General features: G+C 64.3%; 13 protein-coding genes. 8 read left to right on the forward strand and 5 right to left on the reverse strand.

Features of this window, described 5'->3' with window-relative positions:
- Positions 1–175 precede the first annotated feature (175 nt).
- Together ABIB66_RS33815 and ABIB66_RS33820 are read right to left on the reverse strand one after the other, a co-directional pair.
- A complete protein-coding gene (locus ABIB66_RS33815) occupies positions 176–901 on the reverse strand; it encodes a VOC family protein (protein ID WP_354210567.1) in 726 nt (241 codons plus the stop codon).
- Positions 902–934: 33 nt separating this feature from the next.
- A complete protein-coding gene (locus ABIB66_RS33820; RefSeq protein WP_354210566.1) occupies positions 935–1,606 on the reverse strand; it encodes a sensor histidine kinase in 672 nt (223 codons plus the stop codon).
- A gap of 335 nt (positions 1,607–1,941) precedes the next feature.
- Here ABIB66_RS33820 and ABIB66_RS33825 point away from each other — a divergent pair, with 335 nt between their 5' ends.
- The 4 genes from ABIB66_RS33825 (at position 1,942) to ABIB66_RS33840 (ending at position 7,536) form a co-directional block, all read left to right on the forward strand.
- Complete coding sequence (locus tag ABIB66_RS33825) at positions 1,942–4,785, forward strand: ATP-binding protein (protein WP_354257637.1); 2,844 nt, start codon at positions 1,942–1,944, stop codon at positions 4,783–4,785.
- A 118-nt stretch (positions 4,786–4,903) separates the two neighbouring features.
- On the forward strand, positions 4,904–5,611 hold the full coding sequence (locus ABIB66_RS33830) for a hypothetical protein (protein ID WP_354210564.1): 708 nt from the start codon (positions 4,904–4,906) through the stop codon (positions 5,609–5,611).
- 179 nt (positions 5,612–5,790) lie between these two features.
- The gene (locus ABIB66_RS33835) at positions 5,791–6,492 is read left to right on the forward strand and encodes a type 1 glutamine amidotransferase domain-containing protein (protein WP_354210562.1); all 702 of its coding nucleotides are present in this window, start codon (positions 5,791–5,793) and stop codon (positions 6,490–6,492) included.
- A gap of 87 nt (positions 6,493–6,579) precedes the next feature.
- Positions 6,580–7,536, forward strand: coding sequence for an alpha/beta fold hydrolase (locus ABIB66_RS33840; RefSeq protein WP_354210560.1), 957 nt, complete (start codon positions 6,580–6,582; stop codon positions 7,534–7,536).
- A gap of 50 nt (positions 7,537–7,586) precedes the next feature.
- Here ABIB66_RS33840 and ABIB66_RS33845 read toward each other — a convergent pair whose 3' ends face one another.
- Entirely contained in the window at positions 7,587–10,469 is a 2,883-nt protein-coding gene (locus ABIB66_RS33845) for an ATP-binding protein (protein ID WP_354210558.1), read from the reverse strand.
- Between the two features lie 355 nt (positions 10,470–10,824).
- Between ABIB66_RS33845 and ABIB66_RS33850 the strand changes: the two genes are divergently transcribed.
- The gene (locus tag ABIB66_RS33850) at positions 10,825–11,808 is read left to right on the forward strand and encodes a helix-turn-helix domain-containing protein (RefSeq protein ID WP_354210556.1); all 984 of its coding nucleotides are present in this window, start codon (positions 10,825–10,827) and stop codon (positions 11,806–11,808) included.
- 81 nt (positions 11,809–11,889) lie between these two features.
- Here the strand turns inward: ABIB66_RS33850 and ABIB66_RS33855 are convergent, their stop codons facing one another.
- The gene (locus tag ABIB66_RS33855) at positions 11,890–14,211 is read right to left on the reverse strand and encodes a molybdopterin guanine dinucleotide-containing S/N-oxide reductase (RefSeq protein ID WP_354210554.1); all 2,322 of its coding nucleotides are present in this window, start codon (positions 14,209–14,211) and stop codon (positions 11,890–11,892) included.
- A gap of 339 nt (positions 14,212–14,550) precedes the next feature.
- On the opposite strand from ABIB66_RS33855, the gene ABIB66_RS33860 reads away from it, so the two are divergent.
- The gene (locus ABIB66_RS33860) at positions 14,551–14,901 is read left to right on the forward strand and encodes a RidA family protein (protein WP_354065460.1); all 351 of its coding nucleotides are present in this window, start codon (positions 14,551–14,553) and stop codon (positions 14,899–14,901) included.
- Positions 14,902–14,980: 79 nt separating this feature from the next.
- Here ABIB66_RS33860 and ABIB66_RS33865 read toward each other — a convergent pair whose 3' ends face one another.
- Positions 14,981–15,853: a LysR family transcriptional regulator gene (locus tag ABIB66_RS33865; protein ID WP_354210552.1), complete on the reverse strand. Its 873-nt coding sequence runs from the start codon at positions 15,851–15,853 to the stop codon at positions 14,981–14,983.
- A 304-nt stretch (positions 15,854–16,157) separates the two neighbouring features.
- On the opposite strand from ABIB66_RS33865, the gene ABIB66_RS33870 reads away from it, so the two are divergent.
- Both ABIB66_RS33870 and ABIB66_RS33875 read left to right on the forward strand, forming a co-directional pair.
- Positions 16,158–17,093, forward strand: a complete 936-nt coding sequence (locus ABIB66_RS33870; protein WP_354210550.1) for an MBL fold metallo-hydrolase — start codon at positions 16,158–16,160, stop codon at positions 17,091–17,093.
- Between the two features lie 15 nt (positions 17,094–17,108).
- On the forward strand, positions 17,109–18,110 hold the full coding sequence (locus tag ABIB66_RS33875; RefSeq protein WP_354210548.1) for an alpha/beta hydrolase: 1,002 nt from the start codon (positions 17,109–17,111) through the stop codon (positions 18,108–18,110).
- Positions 18,111–18,499 lie beyond the last annotated feature (389 nt).

Here is an 18,499-nt window from a genome sequence, read left to right on the forward strand (position 1 = left end):
TTCGTCATGCAGAGAGATTGGCGCAGGCCCTGGCAATTTGCTCGTTATGGGTTGTTAGACCGCGTTAGCCGTTGCGAGCCGCGATGCGCGCCGCCAAAACAACACGGCGCGCGATGAGCTCAGTCATCGCGCGCCGTGTCGGCTTGCATCAGTCGAAGAATCCGTGCTGTCCAGCTCAGGATGGCAGCGGCTGGCCCGCCTGCTCGCGGACAATGTAATCGGCGTACCAATCGGCCCAGTTCTCATCGTGCCCGCCGGTCCGCTTCTCGTGCTCGCCATGTGCCACCGCCGCGCGGCGCAGTGCTGCGGCCAGCGCAGCCTGCGAAGCGAATGTCGTATCGTCGCCCGCGATCCGTCCCGGCAATCGCGACGTGACCTCCTGGAACAGCCAGCCATTGCCGTCAGGATCGCTGAACGAGGCATATGAGCCGTAGCTGCCGCGCTTCGGGTCAGCACCGCTCACCCGAACGCTGCCGGAGAGATAAGGCTCGTCGGTCCCGGCGTGAACATCGCCGGCACCGTGGAATGGAGCGCTGACCTCGATGCCGCGGTCGATCAGATCCGTTCGCGCCGCCTCCAGATCGGAGACGATCAGGTACAAGCCTCGCGCCGAGCCCGGCGCTGCCGCGGTCACGTTCCTGCCGAAGATCACCGAGCAGGCCGAGCCCGGCGGCGTGAACTGGATTACGCGCCAGTCATCGCCAGAGGCAAAATCGGCGTCCAGTCGCCAACCGAGACGCGCGTAGAAGGCCTTGGCGCGATCGACGTCGGACACGGGGATCACGATCACCTCGAGCCTCTGATCAACGCCACGCGATGTCGAAGGCTTGTTCGCAAATTTATCGGTAGACTTGTTGGAAAGCTTGGCCGAGGCGTCGCGGTCGATTTCTGTAGTGGCCATGTCGAACTCCCTGGGTTGGATTCAAGACGAGCTTCAAACAGCTGCGATCGGCATCACGATCGTTACACGTGTGCCGTCTTCTCCCGCCTCGCCCTGCAGCCGGGCGTGAATGCTGCGTGCGAGTCCTTCGAGAATCCGGCTGCCGGTGCCCTGAAGCGGGCCGGTCGCGCCGATCCCGTTGTCTGTTACCGTGCAGAACCAGGCGCCGTCGCGGTTGGCCATCTCGATGCGGATCATTGCATCATTCCTGTTCGGGAAGGCGTGCTTGGCCGCATTCGTCACCAGCTCCGTCAGCATCAGCGCAAGCCGGTGGCATTGCGACGCCGGCAGCGTGCCGCTTTCGATCGCAGCCTCGCAGCGGATGCCCGCCGGCTCCAGCACCGCCTCGGAAATCGCTCCACACAGGTTTTCGAAGAAGGCCGCCACCGGGATCGCCGTATGGTCGTCATTGTCGGATAACAGTTGATAGAGCCTGCCGAAGGCGACGATGCGCCGCTCGAGCCGGTCCGCGGCAAGAGACACGTCTCTGGTGCCTGTCCTGGTGAAATCGCGGCGGACTGACGCACCCAGTATCGTCAGCGTGTTCTTCATCCGATGGTGGGATTCCCGCAGCACCAGCTCCCAGTCACGCGACTGATCGTCAAGACTGGCCACAAATTGAGATCGAATGACGTCGTCATTCGGCCGAGCATTGATACCGGACATCGTAGCCTCCCCGTTGAAATTAGCGTCAAACTCGGAACGGATACTGGATGCAGTTCGCGCGCATTGCTCGTTAGACGTTGCAAGATTCTGTTATGATGAGGGTACGACGACCGGACTCCGAAGTGTGAGCGGGCGGTCAGCCACGCTGCCGGGGTTGTCCCGATCGCTTCGCAAGATGCTCGCGTTTGAGTACAATTTGCGACGGATCGTCGCGCGCGAGCGGCCAGTTGCCGGCACCCTCCACGCGATTTCGCCACTTTCGACCAGTTTACTCAGGGTTCCCTTCTGGTAGATCAAAGTGCAGAGTTCAGCTCTTTCACTGGAATGATTGGCCCGTGCCGGACACTAACGACCAGGATTCGGCCATTGCTTTCGGGCCATTCCGGCTGTTCGCAAAGGCGCGGCTGCTCGAGAAGGACGGCGCCCCGGTTCACCTCGGCGGCCGTGCGCTCGACATTCTCGTTTTTCTCGCCGAGCGCGCCGGCGAGGTCGTGGACAAGCGTGAGTTGATCCGGCGGGTCTGGGCCGACGTGAATGTGGACGAAGGCAGCCTGCGCTTTCACATCACGACACTGCGCAAGGCCTTGGGCGATCCGGGCGAAGGCTCCCGCTACGTCGTCAACGTCCCCGGGCGGGGTTATTGCTTCACCGCCGCGCTGCTCCGGGCTGCCCCTTCGGAGAACCGGACCAGCCAGCCCGTTGCTTCGCCGCGCTCGCTGCCCCCGCCGCTTTCTAAGATGATCGGGCGGGACGATGCGGTCGAGAGAATCTCCGCCGAGCTTGCCCTGCATCGCTTCGTCTCGATCGTCGGCCCCGGCGGGATCGGCAAGACGTCGGTCGCACTGGCGGTGGCCCATGGCGAGCTCCAGGCTTTCGACGGCCAGGTGTGTTTTGTCGATTTCGGCGCACTCAGGGAGACCCGGCTCGTTGCGGGAACGATTGCGGCCGCGCTGGGCCTGACAGTCAATTCCGACGACCCGATGCCGGGGTTGCTGACGTTCCTGCGCAACCGGCGGATCCTGCTGGTCTTCGACAATTGCGAGCACATCCTCGACGATCTCGCCCCTCTGGCGGAGCGTATCGTCCGGGAAGCAGGCGGGCTGCATATTCTCGCCACCAGCCGCGAATCCTTCCGCGCCGAGGGTGAGCGTGTCCATCGGCTGTTTCCACTGGATTGCCCGCCGCAGCGCGACGGACTCGGCATCGCCGACATCCTTGCCTATCCCGCAACTCAGCTCTTCGTGGAACGCATTGCAGAGAGCCTGAGCGAATTCGAGCTCAGCGAAGAGGATGCGCCGCTCGTGGCCGATATCTGCCGTCGGCTGGACGGCATCGCGCTCGCGATCGAGCTCGCGGCCGGGCGTGTGAACGCCTACGGCATTGCCGGGACCGCCTCGCTGCTCGACAGCCGTTTCTCACTGCTCTGGCGCGGGCGGCGCACCGCTGTCCCGCGGCACCACACCCTGAGTGCGGCGCTCGCCTGGAGCTATGATTTGCTGCCGGCGACCGAAAGCGCAACGCTGCGCGGATTGTCGGCGTTCGTCGGGCCGTTCACGCTGGAAGCCGCGCTTGCGGTCTCGTCCTGTCAGGGCATCGGCGAGGCAGAAGCCGCCGAGGCGATCTCCAATCTGCTTTCCAAATCGCTGATCGCGACCTCGCCTGCGGAGCGGCGGCTGCGCTATCGCCTGCTGGATACGACGCGTGCCTTCGTCGCGGAGAAGCTCGTCGAGAACGGCGAAGCTGACCGCGTCGCACGCGCCCACGCCGAATATTTTCGCGATTTCCTGCGCGACATCGCGCTCCAATCCACGGGTATGCAGAGCGCCGGCGGCTTCCTTCCCTATGCCGACCACCTGCCCAATGTTCGGGCCGCGCTGACCTGGAGCTTTTCAGACGGCGGGGACCGAACGATCGGCGTGGATCTGGCGGCGTCAGCGGCGCAATTCTTTCTCGAGCTGACATTGCTGACGGAATGCTACCGCTGGACCCAGCAGGCGCTGGCGTCCCTCGATGCGAGCGCGGTGGATGGCCGCAATGAAATGATCTTGCAGGCCGCACTCGGCGTCTCCGCGATGTTCACGCAGGGCAATACCGAAGCGGTCCGCTCGGCATTCACGCGCAGTCTCCAGCTTGCCCAGGAGCTCCAGGATCTGCACTGGCAGCTCTGGCTGCTGCGCGGATTGCACATCTACCTCACCAGGGTCGGAGATTTTCACGGAGCACTCGGAACCGGCGAACAGGGCGAGAGCGTCGCGCGGAAGCTGAACGATCCCGCCAGCACGTTGAACGTCGAGTGGATGCTGGGCGTCGCTCATCATTTGACCAGCAACCAGGAGAAGGCGGTGCAGCTCTGCGAGAGCGCGATGTTGCATAATCCCGGCTCGCAGTGGCTGAATATCGGGCATCTCGGCTATGACGACCGCATCGTCGCACTGGTGGCGCTGGCACGCGGTCTTTGGCTCACCGGCCGGCCCGATCGTGCGATCGAGGCGTCCAGATACACCGTTCGCGAAGCCGAGCTGCTCGAGCAACCGCTCACTCTCGGTATTTCCTTGATCTGGACCATCTACGTGTTCCTCTGGGTCGGCGACTTGGCCAATGCGGAAATCCTGATCGAGCGGCTGATCGATCATTCCGCGCGGCACTTCCTCGGGCCCTATCACGCGGTCGGCATCGGCCAGAAGGGTGAGCTGCTGCTTCGCCGCGGCGACGTCGCCGCCGGCATCGAGCACCTCCGCCGCAGCCAGGCCACGCTGTACGCGACGCGACACCGGATCATGACGACGGTGTTTGCGACCGCGCTCGCGGAGGGACTCGTGGCGCAGAACCTGGCCGACGAAGCCTTGCAGACCATCAATGGTGCCATCGCGGAGATCCCCGCTCATGGCGAATCCTTCGACATGCCCGAGATGCTCAGGGTCAAGGGCGACATCCTCGCCCGGTCGGGCAATGCCGCGGAGGCCGAAAGCTGTTTCCGGGACTCGCTCGATCTGTCACGCCGCCAATGCGCGCTCGGCTGGGAGCTGCGGGGGGCAATCAGTCTCGGCCGGGTCTGGCGCCAGGCCGGAAAGGCCGGAGATGCACGCGCCCTGCTCGCCCCCCTCGTCTCGCGGTACCAGGAGGGCCTCCAGACTCGTGATCTCGTCGCCGCCAGGGAGCTCCTTACGGCGCTGAATTGAGAGTATCTTCAATGGGATACTGCGAGGATATCCGCTCGCAACTCCTAACAAATTCTAACACGCCAAGCCGCATCCGCCCCGCCATGGTGGTGGCACTTCATGGTGGATATGGCGGGACATGGCGCTTCTTGACGATGTAATTGATGCCAGCGGCGGAATGGCCCGCTGGAATAGCTTGAGCCGGTTCACGCTTCACCTCTCCGTCGCCGGAACGCTGTTCTCCAGCACCGGACATGCCAGCGAATTCAAGGACGTGACGGCGGAGGGTTCGACCCGCACCCAGTCGGTCCGCTTCACCGGCATCACCGGAGGCGAACACTCCGGCTCTTTTCAGCCGGACGCGATCACGATCGAAAGCCTCGAGGGTGAGATCCTGCGGACCTGGCGCAATCCAAGCCTCGCGTTCACCGAGGCCGGTTCGCCCACGCTGGTGGACGAACTGCATCTCGTCTTCTTCTGCGGCGTCGCGATCTGGAATTATCTGACCAATCCATTCCTGCTCGCTCATCCAGATGTCGTGGTGGAGGAACTGCCACCGTGGCAGGAGAACAACGAGTCATGGCGGCGGTTGCGGGCGCAGTTCCCGCCGGGCCTGATAACGCTCGCGCCCGAGCAGATCTTCTATTTCGACGACAACGCGTTGCAACGGCGGACCGATCACGATCTGTTCGGGATGAAGGTCGCGCATTACTCCTGGGCCCATGACAGCTTCGGCGGGATCGTGGTACCGACGCTCCGACGCGCGCAGACGCTGCGGCCCGATGGAACCGTGGTCACCAAGCCCGTGCTGATGGACGTCGAGATCTTTGACGCCGTCTTCGAGTAGCGGCACGCGCGACATCTCCGTGCTCTCAACGCCTAACAATACATAACGAGCCAACAGCCGGCCTTCAGTGCAGATTGGGATCGCGAGCAACGAACGACGTGACGTGCTCGGACGAGATCGGCGCATCTCCACCGCAATGGAGTGCGTCATCGCAGGAAACGCACTCAAGGAGAACGGTCATGAAAATATTGATGGTCATCACCTCGCACGACCAGCTCGGCAACACCGGGCGCAAGACGGGCTTCTGGCTCGAGGAGCTCGCCGCCCCCTATTTTGTCTTTAGGGATTCCGGGGCCGAGATCACCCTCGCCTCGCCAAAGGGCGGCCGTCCCCCGCTCGACCCCAAGAGCAACGAGCTCGAATTCCGCACCGACCTAACGCTGCGCTTCGAGGCCGACGCAGCCGCGGAAGCTCAGCTCGACAAGACGGTTCGCCTCGACAGCGTCAACCAGAAAGACTTCGACACCGTCTTCTATCCAGGCGGTCACGGCCCGATGTGGGACCTCGCCGAGGACAAGGACTCGATCAAGCTCATCGAATCCTTCCTTGCCGCCGGCAAGACAGTCGCCGTCGTCTGCCACTCGACTGGTGCGCTGCGCCACGTCAAGACGCCCGACGGCAAGCCACTGGTCCAGGGCAAGGAGGTGACCGGTTTCACCAACGGAGAAGAGGAGGACGTCGGCCTCACCAAAGTGGTGCCTTTCCTGGTCGAAGACGAAATGCTGAAGCTCGGCGCCGTCTTCTCGAAAACGGCAAACTGGGGCGTTCACGTCGTCACCGACGGCCTCTTGCTCACGGGCCAGAACCCGCACTCCTCGGGTCCGGCCGCGCAGGCCCTGCTGGCCGCCCTAAAGGGCAAGCCGCTGGCACGCGCTTCGTAAAGCTCGGATGCGCACAGTGCGAGAGGCGCCCGCGATGGTGCCTCTCGGCGTAGATCTTCACCCCACATGCCGGATCGGAGCGATGACATGAACATTCCAGCCGCACTTGCCCTCTCGGCCGCTTTGGCCTGCGCGGCCGTGCAGGCCTCGGCGCAGGACCTGCGATCGAGCCGGCGCTCGATCAGCTATCACAAGGTCGACATCCGCGGCCTCGAGATCTTCTACCGCGAGGCTGGACCCACCGACGCTCCAACGGTGCTGCTGCTCCACGGGTTTCCATCGTCGTCGCGGATGTGGGAGCCGCTGATGCCGCTGCTCGCCGACAAATATCATCTGATCGCGCCGGACTATCCCGGCTTCGGCAGCAGCAGCGCGCCGCCGCCGTCCGATTTCACCTATACATTCGACAACCTCGCCGCCGTAATCGGCGAGCTCACAACGAAGCTCGGCCTTACCGACTACGTCTTGTTCATGCAGGACTATGGAGGTCCTGTCGGCTTCCGCATGGCGCTGGCGCATCCCGAACGCGTGCGCGCCATCATCATCCAGAACGCGGTTTCGCACGAGCAGGGGCTGAGCCCTCTCTGGAATGCGCGCAGGAAATACTGGGCCGATCCGGCACATGAGATCGAGGCGCTCAAGGCCAATTTCACGTCCCTGGAGGCGACGCGTCAGCGGCATCTCGGCTCGAGCCCGCGTCCCGAGCGCTACGATCCCCACACCTGGATCGACGAATACGCGTTCCTGACGCGTCCCGGCCAGGCCGAGATTCAGACCACGCTGTTCCTGGATTACCGCACCAACGTCGCTTCCTATCCAAACTGGCAGGCTTGGTTGCGCCAGACGCGGCCACCGACCCTTGTGGTCTGGGGCAAATACGATCCGTCCTTCACCGTCGCAGGCGCCACGGCCTATCGCGACGATGTGCCGGATGCCGAGGTTCACATCCTCGAGGCCGGCCACTTCGCGCTGGATGAAGCCACCGACGAAATCGCTTCGCTTGTCCGCGACTTCCTGGGGCGGCTGGGTGGACACAAGGGTTGAGCGCTGATGGACGCGCTCAGCAGCGAGAAGGGCACGGTCGCTTCGACTGTTCAGGCCGCCGGCTCGTTCAGCATGCGCCGTGCTGCAATGAGGTCGGCGGTCTCGAATCCTTCCGAGAACCGGGCATAGGTTTGGGCGAGCTGTTCGAGCGGATCTTGCACACGCTGCCGGATTCGAAGGCGCGCCAGCGACATCTCGGCCCGCAGCCGCCAGGATAACGCGCCCTGCTGTTCGGCGAGCGAGATCGAGGCGACAAGATCTGCCTCGGCCGCGTCGGGATTGCCGCCATGGGCCTCCAGCTCTCCGCGCAGACGGAGCAGCTCGGGCATGTCGAAGGCGCCGCCTTCCTGCTCGACCCGCAGAATGGTTTCGTGAAGAACCTGAATGCCCTCCGTCAATTGTCCCAAGCTGACCAGGCCCCGAGACAGATCCGCGGCGAACGCCGAGGCGTAGAGTTCGTAGCGATCGGCGTGCAGGCGTGGAAGCGCGCTCCGCATCAGCTCGACGCCGCCGGCGACCTCGCCTCGAGCGATCATGCTCTGCGCCCGAAAACCCGTCGCGACGGCTTCGTAGGGCACGAGTCCGTGCATGCTCGCATGCGCGGCCAGGCGATCGGTCATGGCCTCGACTGACGACCAGTCGCCGAGCCAGCCGAACACCGAAGCGGACCAGCATAATGCGATACAATGCATGACCACGTCATGCGGCGCTGAAGCGCCGACAAGCGGCCGGACGCATTCAAGCGCACGATCGGGAAAACCGCGCAGCCACAGCACGCGTGCGAGCGGAATCTGCGGCGTGCGTGAATAGGCGAAATGCCCGGGTTGGGTCCCGCGGAGCGCAGCATCGTCGCGCAGGCCCTGGTCGAGATGGGCTTGCGCCTCGGCCTGGTCTCCCGCGAGGTGATATGACACGCCGAGAAGCGCTTTGCTCCCGGCGATGCCCGCGGTATCGCCGATGACGCGGGCAATCCGCTCGGCGTAAAGCGCAGTCGGCACCAGATGCCGATAGCGACCGGTTCGGCGATAGAACATGTTGAGCCGGGACAACAGCCTGAATGTGTTGGCGTGATCGGAAAGCGCTTCCGCTATTTCCAGCCCGCGCTTGAGCGCCGCTTCCGCCTGCTCGCTGTTGCGCTCGGTGAACATGAAGGCGTGACCGAGCGTCGACCGAAGTTCGAGCTCCCATGCGCCACCCCGGTCGGCCTCGTCGAGCATTGCGAGTGCGCGATCGGACCAGATGCGCGCCTCGTTCAGCAAATTGAGTTCGACGAACAGCCTTGTACAGCTGCCGGCGAGCGGCACGCGCAAGCCGGCGCCTTCGTCGTTGGCATAAACCCATTGCAGCGCAGCGCGGGCATCGGCGAGCAGGCTCGCGCGTTCCTGCAAACGTAACGCATGATCGCTGCCCTCCTTATCCTTCATGCCCGCTTCGAGCGTGCATTGAACATAGAGAGCGTGACGGTGCGCGACCTGGGCCAGCTGTCCGCCGTCGGCCAGCTTCTGCAGGGCATAGGCGCGCGTTGCGTCGAGCAGGCGATAGCGCCGCGATGCGCCGTCCGGCTGAACGGAAACCAGCGACTTCACCACGAGTTGCTCCAGCGCCTCGACGACGCGATCCTCCGGCATCTCCGCGCCGGCCGCGACCGCTATCGCGCCCTTCAACGTGAAGTGACCTGCGAAGACGGCGAGGCGCTGAAATACGATCCGCTCGTTCTCGCCGATCAGACCGAAACTCCAGTCGAGCGTAGCGCCGAGCGTCTGCTGCCGCGGCGGCGCCGTTCGCCGCCCGCGCCATTCGAGCTGCAGCCGATTGTCGAGCAGCGCAGCCATCTCGCGCAGTCCATAGAGACCGACACGTGCGGCAGCCAGCTCGATCGCCAGCGCGATGCCATCGAGCTTGCCGCAAATCCGGGCTAGGACCTCGGCATCGTCGTCGGTGATGCCGTCGCGATGCCCGGCCGCGACGGCGCGATCGACGAACAAGCGCACAGCGGGATAAGCCAGCACCTCGCCGGCACTGAGGCGGGTGTCCTGCGGTGGCCCAGGGAGCGAAACGAGCTCGAAAATCTGCTCGCCTTCCACCAGCAGCGACTCGCGGCTGGTTGCGAGGATGACGATGCCGGGCGCCTCCCGGTAGATGTTTTCTGCAAGGCGCGCGACCTCCTCGACGACGTGCTCGCAGCTGTCGAGCACGAGAAGCAGCCGGCGGCCACGCAGGAAATTGACGATGCTGGCCGAGGGGTCATCGTGGTGCACGACGAGGCCCAACGCGGCGGCGACCGTGCTCGCGACCAGGGCCGCGTCCTTGAGCGGACCGAATTCGAGGAAATGGACGTTGCCGTCGAAGCTATCGCACATCTCGTGCGCGAGCGCGGTCGCAACGGTGGTCTTGCCGATGCCGCCCGGCCCTCGCAGCGTGACGAAGCGATCGCGGAGCAAGCGGGCCGCCAACTCGGCCACGGCGTCATCCCGCCCGACCATCCGGTCCAATCGGCGCGGCAGCGACGGTGGCGGGGCGGCGCTTCCAGGCGCACGCGACGCCGGCGCAGGCAACTCCGCGCGCTCGCCACGCCGCACGGGCGCGACGAAGCAATAGCCCCGCCCCGGAATGGTGGTGATGTAACGTGCCCCATCCTTTCCGTCGCCGAGCACCTTGCGCAGCTCCGCGACATGGACGCGCAGGCTGACCTCCTCGACGGAAAGTCCGGACCACGCATAGCCGAGAATTTCGTCCTTCGGGACCACTTCGCCGGCGCGACTGACCAGCAGGCGCAAGATATCCGTCGCGCGGCTGCCGAGCCTGACCGGCAAGCCATCCTTCTCCAGCAGCCGCGACCGAAGCGAAAAGGGCCCGAACGCGACGGCATCGAAAGCTGGGATCGTCGCGGCGTTGCTGCCGCGGGGGCCGTGTCCGGTCGAGAGCTCGGTCACTTCTGACTCATCCTGACAGCTGATCCATGGAAATGCGGCGCGACTATACCCGGCACTCGTGCGAGGTCCAGCGAGGGCACTGCACAGAACTCACACCGCCGCATCGATCTCCACGGGATGTTCTGCGCTCTCCCGAGTCGGATCAGGGAGGCGCAAATATCTGATAAAATTTGCAAAAAAGGCGTTTCCTGAGACGGGATGTCGCACCTGATGCGCTCCCACAAAAACTAACACATCCTAATCACCACTAACGAGCTTGCAGCGCAGCTCACCCCTATCCTCTCACCATGGAAAACGTGGGGCTTTGCGCGTTTGCTGGTCGCAAACAGCGGAGGAAGCCCGGAGAGGACGAACGATGTTGACCAATTTGCAGGCGGCTGAAGCCTGGATTGAATTTCCGGGCGGCTCGGGGGATTGCGAGATCCCCCAGGCAACACAAGCGATCATTCGGGAGCGTCAATGGCGTCAGGTCGATCCGCGCACCGGGGCGGCCGCCGATGACATCGCGATCTCGCGATGGGAGGACCCGCGGAGCACCTCGTTGCACCAGGCGACGACGCCTGACGATCGCTATTTCGTCGGCATCGCACTGAAGGCCACGCGCGCGAAACTCACCCGGGATCGTCAGGTCATTTTCGACGGCACCATGCCCGCAGGCACACTGTATCTCACCGCGCCGTCGAAGCCCCTCGCGGTGCAATTCCAGTCGCCATGCGCCTTCCTGCACTTTCACATCTCCGCGGATCACTTTCCGGAGCAATCTTCGGCGACCGAAGGATTGAATGATCTCGTCCTGTTGCGCGACCCGCTCGCAGCCGAGCTTGCCAAGGCGCTGATCGAACTTGGCGACGCCGCGGACCACGAGTTTACGCGCTGCATTGGCCAAACCCTCGCGATGCATCTCGCGCGCCTGGAATTGCCACGCGTCAAGGTCAATGCCTTGCCGAAATGGCGGCTGCGGCGGGTTGAGCAATATGTCGCCGATCATTTCCACCGCGGCATCAGCCTGTCCGAACTCGCCAACGTCGCCGGCCTGTCCAGAATGCACTTTGCGGCGCAGTTCCGCGTCGCGACCGGTTTCCGGCCCCGCGAATATCTGCTCAATCACCGGATCGAGCAGGCCAAGACGTTGCTGGCGACCACCGAGCGGCCGCTGGCGGAGATTGCGCTTGCGGTCGGCTTCAGCACGCAGGCGCATTTTTCGACCGTCTTCAAGCGCATCAGCGATCAATCTCCGGCACGCTGGCGCCTCGCCAACAAGGGCGAACGGCAAGAGGTGCAAGCACTCCCTCCGCGTCGTCCTTCGACGGAGAGGGACTGGATCAGCGCAGCCGCGTAAGCATCCGCTCGCGCCCTCATCCTCCCGGGCCTGCGAGCCACTCGGGCCGTCCCTGCACCCACAGGGCGGCCCCTTTTTTTTCTACACCGGATCGAAAGCCCGGATCGGCGGCAGATTGCCGGTGAACTTCTCGACCTCGACCGTCGTGAGCTGGCCGGTGCAGCCTTGCGCAAAGGACGAGGTACCGACGTCGCGGGTGAGCACGTTCGGATTGCCGTGCACGCAGAGCGGCGCGTCGTCTTCGGGGTCCATCGGGTCGTACCAGGCGCCGGTCGGGAGCTGGACCACGCCCGGCGCGATACCGTCGGTGACGTGGACCGCGGCGAGACAGGCGCCGCGCTCGTTGAACAGCCGGATGATGTCGCCGTCCCTGATCCCGCGCGCGTCAATGTCCTGCGGGTTCATGCGCGCGACCTCGCGCCCGCGATGTTTGCTTTGAAGCGAATGTCCACCGAAATCGAGCTGGCTATGCAGACGCGTCACCGGCTGGTTCGCGACCAGGAAGCACGGCGCCCCCGGCTTAGGCATGTCGGACTTCTCCAGCCAGACCGGATGGCCCGCACAATCCGCATCGCCATGACCCGCGATCTTGGCGGAGAATATTTCGATGCGGCCGCTCGGCGTCGGCAAAGCGTGATTGACGGGATCGTCGCGGAAGCGGCGCAGCCGGCCGCCGTCGTCGGGCTGTTGCGGCACCACCAGGCTGCCGCGCCGCCAGAACTCTTCGAACCTCGGGGCCTCCAGGCCGCGCGCTTCGAGCGAGGCGCGGGTCGGCTCATAAAGATGTTCCAGCCACTGACGTGACGTCCGGCCCTCGGTGAAGGGTTCGCGCGCGCCAAGACGGTCGGCGAGATCGGCGAAGATCTCGTAGTCGTCGCGCGCAAGGCCGAACGGCTCGGCGATCCGGTGCATGGCCACCATGAGAGGATCGTTGCTGGAATAGCCGATGTCTTCGCGCTCCAGCGTCATCGTCGAGGGCAGCACGATGTCGGCATGCCGGGCCGTGGCAGTCCATGCGAGCTCGTGCACGACCAGCGTGTCGACTTTCGCAAACGCCTTGCGCAGGCGGTTGATGTCCTGGTGGTGATGAAAGGGATTGCCGCCGGCCCAGTAGACGAGGCGGATATCCGGATAGGTGCGCGTCTCGCCGTTGTAGCGATAGGTGCTACCGGGATTGAGCAGCATGTCGGCGATGCGCGCCACCGGAATGAAATCGCGGACAGCGTTGCGGCCCTGCCCCAATGTCGGCCCCGGCACGTCGTTGACGCGGCGGCCGTAATAGCCGATCGCCCCCAACGAATAGGCGTAACCGCCGCCGGAGAGGCCGATCTGGCCGAGCACTGCCGCCAGCACCATGCCCATCCACACCGGCTGCTCGCCATGCTCGGCGCGCTGGAGCGAATGGGAGACGGTGATGAGCGCGCGCTTGCCGGCGAGCCGGCGCGCCAGCTTGCGGATCATGTCGGTGTCGACGCCGCAGATCGCAGCGGCCCATTCGGCATGCTTGGGTTGGCCGTCGCTGTCACCGGTGAGATAGCGCAGGAAGACGGGCCATCCCTCGGTGTAGCGATCGAGGAAAGCCTGATCGTGCAGGTTTTCCGCAACCAGCGTATGGACGATGCCGAGCATCAGCGCGGTGTCGGTGCCGGGCACGCACGTCATCCATTCCGCGCCGGCCTCCACGGGCAGGTCTTCGCGCAACGGGCTGACCAGGATGAACTCGCAGCCGCGGCGGCGCGCAGCTTCCATCGCGCCGCGCTCGACATGCTTGCTGATCGAGCCGCCTGCGACCATCGAGTTCTTCAGCGCCATGCCGCCGAACGCCAGCACGATGTCCGTGTCGGCAGCGATCTGCTCCCAGGTGACGTTGCGCTTGGTGATGTCCTCGTAACCGCAGAGGATCTGCGGCAGCAGCACGGAGGACGCGCCGGAGGAATAGGAGTTCACCGAGCGCACATAGCCGCCCAAGGCGATGTTGAGGAAGCGATGCACCTGGCTCTGGGCGTGGTGGAAGCGGCCCGCGCTCGACCAGCCATAGGAGCCGCCGAACACCGCGCCGGGGCCGCGCGTGTCACGGATGCGTGCCAGTTCGTCGCCGAGCAGATCGAGCGCCTTCTCCCAGCTGACGGAGACGAATTCGTCGCGGCCGCGGCGATCGTCCGGACCGGGACCGCGTTCGAGCCAGCCGCGGCGGATCGCCGGTTGGGTGATGCGCGCCTGATGGCGCAGCGCGCCGGGAAAATTGCCGATGATGCCGTTCGGATCGGGATCGCCCGCATACGCCCTGACCTCGAGCCCGGCCTCGCCTTGACGTGCCGAGAACACGCCCCAATGCGAGGTGTGCGGCTTGAAGCCGTCGGACAGGTCGAGGCCGGGGTCGGGGAAGCCAATCGTATCGTCCATCGTCGCATTCCTTGTTCCGGTCGCGGCACTGTCCCGGCCGCACCGATGTGATCCGGGTCGCAGTATAGCGATCCGCTCTTCGATGTCGTCGGCTCAGGGCCGGCGAAAATGCCGGACGCTTGTGCAAGGACAGATTGGCGAACGTTCGAGGGAACCAACGGCGGTGATTTTTCGACTGATTTGTCCCTTTATTTTCAACACTCTAGTCGGCTTCATTCGGAGCCGCGCGGCCCGTCTTTCGGTAAAACTTTTCGGTAACTTGGCGCGAGATCTCTTGCAACGACACTGACATTGAAATGTGCGATATCCCGGCCCCTCACACACAACATCGGTCCCGTCATGATCAAGCGCGTCTTGCCCTATGAAGGTCTGCTCCACGAAGTAGTCGAGCACAATGGCGTGCTTTACATCGGTGGAATCGTCCCCGAGGACACGAGCCTCGATATGTCGGGCCAGGCCAACGACGTCCTCGGGCAGTTGGCGCAGCTGCTGAAGACCCTCGGATCCGATCTGACCAACGTCTTGCAGGTGACCATCTACATGGCGAGCCTCAAGGAGAAGGCAGAGTTCAATGCGGCCTGGAAGGCGCATTTTGCAGAGGCTCATCTGCCGGCGCGCGCCGCGATCGGCGTGGCCGATCTCGGTCCCGGCGTCAAACTCGAGATCACGGCCATCGCCGCCCGGCAATAGTGGCACGGGACCCGCTGATTGAGAGTCCCGACGACCATCAAGCCTGAATGCGTGACCTGGTGCGGTTGACCAAGTCGAATCAGGAGGCGGCCGCTTGATACAGGCACTCGCGTAGCCAAGCATGAGCTCCGTCCTCCTGATTGCGCGGATGCCACAGCGCAACGATACGCGCTGGCGGCAGATCGAGCGGCGGCGGCGTGAGATCGAGCTCGTGGGAAAATCGCATCAGAAAACGTCGCGGCAGGGTGCAGATACAGTCGCTGTGGGCAAGGATGACCGGCGCCAGCGCATAGGTTTGAATCGAGACGGCGACGCGTCGGGAACGGCCTAGCGCAGCCAGCGCGTCGTCGACAAGGCCCGAGAATCCGCCGCCGTCGGCAGAGATCAGCAGATGATCGAGCGCACAAAAGCGATCGAGATCAAGCGCCCCGTTGCCGCGGGGATGACTCTTGCGCTGGGCGGAGAGGAAGCTGTCCTCGAAAAGCGGGCGCTGCATCAGATCGCCGTGTGCTCCGTCAGCCCCCGTCACCAGAATGTCGATCTCGCCCCGCTCAAGCCGGTCGACGACGTCGCGCGTGGGATGAACGAAGGCCAGCCGCGCCCGTGCGGCCATCGAGGTCAACCGCGCGACGAATCCGGGCGCCAGCGTCACGGCTGGATTCTCATGGATGGCAACGACAAAGGTGCGCTGGCTGCGGACCGGGTCGAATACGGCCGGCCCTTCGACCATGCGACGGAGCTTGCCGAGCACGTCCGCCAGCTCGGCCTGCAGCTCCACCGCTCTCGTCGTCGGAACGACGCCGCGGCCCGCCGCCGCGGGCACGAACAACGGGTCGGCAAAGACCTGTCGCAGCCGGTTCAACCGAGCCGATAGCGCCGGCTGGCCGATGTTCAGGCGCGACGCCGCGCGCGTGACGTTCCGCTCGCGCAGCAGAGCCTCCAGGGCGAGCAATAGGCCAAGGTCGATCTCGGAGAGATCGGTGTCGTCGGCCGGCCGACCTGAACCGCGTTCCGCATCCGGCATCGGTCCTCCTCCGTTCAAGGCACATGATCGCGGCCGGACGAGCCGCGATGAGAGAGGTAAAGGCAAAATGGCGGTCTGAAAAGCCGGGCTGACAGCCTTTCGATATCGACGGGGTCGATGGGACCTATCGAGCCCACGGCCCTCCCCGCGGCGTGGCGCGCTTCGTACTTCACGGTCACGGCGTCGCCGGCAATCAGGCCGGCTCAGCCACGACCTGGAGTGGAGGACCTTGATGACGCAAGCGACGAAAACCTATCGCGTTGGCGATGCAGCCGTCACGCGGATCGATGAACTGCGGCTTGCCGCATTCAAGTTCGGCGCCCTCTATCCTGACGCCGAGCCGGATGCGCTGGAGCGCCATCGCGACCAGCTCGAGGCGGGCTCTTTCGATCCTGCGACGGGCACCTTCATTCAAAGCATCCACAGCTGGTTGGTCAAAACCCCGCACCACACGATCCTGATCGACACGGCGACCGGCAACGACAAGAACCGGCCCGACATCCCGCCACTCCATCGTCTAAGCGAGCCCTTCTTGGCGCGGCTGGCCGCGGCAGGCGTCACCCCGGAACAGGTTGACTACGTTCTACTCACTCATGTCCACGCTGACCACGTCGGCTGGAACACGCGACTCGTCGACAATCGCTGGATCCCGACGTTCCCGAATGCGACCTACGTCTTCTCCCGGATCGAGCAGGCCTACGGCGAGAGCCTCGCGGCGGGCACGGAGCCCGCAGGGGCAGCCCGCCCGGGCCCTGCCCTCGGCCCGGCAGTGCGCAAGCCGGCTGACCGTGTCTATGACGACAGCGTGCGGCCGGTGATCGAGGCAGGGCTTGCCCAGCTCATCTCCGTGAATGGTGAGGAGGTCCTCGACGGCATCTCCTTCATTCCGACACCTGGCCACAGCATCGATCACGCGTCGATCCGCCTCGTGTCACGGGGCGAGCAGGCGCTTTTTGCCGGCGACGTGATGCACCATCCGCTGCAGGTGTATGAGCCTTCGCTCAATTCCTGCTTCTGCGAATTCCCTGAGGCCGCCTTGCGCTCGCGCGCCGCCGTGCTCGAGGACGCAGCCGAGCTTGGCGCAACCGTCTTCACCACCCATTTCGCACAATCGTCCGTCGGACGCATCGACCGTCGCGGCGATCGCTTTGCCTGGCAATTCCTCTGATCAAGGAGACCGACCATGGACCAGAGAACTTCCGTATGCGCAGACGGGCCCGACATCGTGGTCGAGGATCTCATGATCCCGAGCGACACGGCCGGCATCTCGCTTCACTTGCGCAACAAGCGACAAGCGGCGCTCAAGACGTTTTCCGCCGAGCGAACCATCCTGATGATGCATGGCGCGACCTATTCGTCAGAAAGTCTGTTCGACGCACCGCTCGGCGGCGTCTCCTTCATGGATTATCTCGCCGGGCACGGCTACGACGTCTTTGCACTCGATGTGCGCGGCTATGGCGGATCGACGCGTCCGCACCAAATGGATGCGCCGCCGGAGGACTCCGAGCCGCTTGTGCGCACCGAAATCGGCGTGCGCGATCTCGCCAGCGCAGTTCAATACATCCTGAAGCAGCGCAACATCACGCGGCTCAATCTGGTCGCCATGTCCTGGGGCGGCTCCGTGGCCGGTGCTTACACGACAGACAATAACGACAAGATCGTAAAGCTCGCGCTGGTGGCGCCGCTATGGTTGCTGAAGGGCCCGGCTCCGATCGATGCGGGCGGCCGGCTCGGAGCCTATCGCAACGTCCCTGTTCTGGACTTCAGGGAGCGCTGGCTTTCGGCAGCGCCCGAAGCAGCGCGACCAAGTCTAATTCCAGCAGGCGGCTTCGAACTGTGGGCGAACATCTCGCTCGCAACAGACCCGCAGGCTAGCACAGGAGCTCGTCCGCTCATGCGGGCCGTGAACGGCCCGATCCTGGACATCCGCGAATACTGGGCCGCCGGCAAGGCCCTTTACGACGCCAGCGCCATTCGCGTGCCGGTGCTTCTGGTCCACGCCGAATGGGACCGCGACGTGCCCATCAGCTCGGCACAGGATCTCTTCCTCTCGCTGGAACAGGCGCGATATCGGCGATGGGTCGAGATCGGCGAAGGCACGCACATGGTTCTGCTGGAGAAAAACCGGTTCCAGGCGTTCGACGCGATTAGCCAGTTCCTCTCGGAACAGTACGAGCATGACTAGCGCGGTCCTGGCGTGGATCCCGCCGCGAGAACACAGTGCTTTGCCTGATACTTCCCCGATGGAACGAGGCGCAATCGGCTGACGACTTCAAGAACAATCCGCGCATCGACATGCGGTTCGACCGCCCGGCCACGTGAGCGAGGGTCGGCCACGGGCCAAACGCGACATCCGAGCGCAACTCCAGGACCTGGACTCCTGGTTGATTGGTCAATGTCTCTGCCACAACCAGAGCATGCTTATTGCTGAATTTACCCGACTGTTGCCGCCTGGGCACGTCGCATGCTGGTCGGATCAGCTAGATTCGAGCCGGGAATGCCGGACACCAGAAAAAGAACCGGTGTCGTTCGGGTGAAACGTGGATGGAGCGAAAATATGAAGAAGTTGATGTT

Origin of the sequence: Bradyrhizobium sp. F1.13.3 (assembly GCF_040548265.1) — a bacterium.
Taxonomy (GTDB): Bacteria; Pseudomonadota; Alphaproteobacteria; order Rhizobiales; family Xanthobacteraceae; genus Bradyrhizobium.